Source organism: Pseudomonas sp. SIMBA_068 (assembly GCF_046534705.1).
In the GTDB taxonomy this organism is placed as follows: domain Bacteria; phylum Pseudomonadota; class Gammaproteobacteria; order Pseudomonadales; family Pseudomonadaceae; genus Aquipseudomonas; species Aquipseudomonas putida.
Genome location: NZ_JAWRYI010001317.1, coordinates 1 through 246 on the forward strand (window position 1 = coordinate 1; position 246 = coordinate 246).

Here is a 246-nt window from a genome sequence, read left to right on the forward strand (position 1 = left end):
GGCTGGCCGCCTATGCGGACGGCATAAGCCGCATGGCCCATCGCTGCCGCATGAGCTTGATCGGAGGGGATACCACCCGGGGGCCGCTGAGCATCACCGTTACCGTGTTCGGCCGCGTGCCGGCTGGCCAGGCGTTGCGCCGCAGCGGTGCACGGCCAGGCGACTTGCTGTGCGTCGGCGGTGTGCTGGGCAAGGCCGCCGGTGCATTGCCGCTGGTGCTGGGTGAGCGCGAGGCACCCGCCGAGC

The 246-nt window shown here is 72.0% G+C and carries 1 pseudogene; it reads left to right on the top strand.

Going from position 1 to position 246, the window contains the following annotated elements:
* Positions 1 to 246, top strand: a pseudogene (locus tag SB756_RS33855) (thiamine-phosphate kinase); the annotation flags it as partial.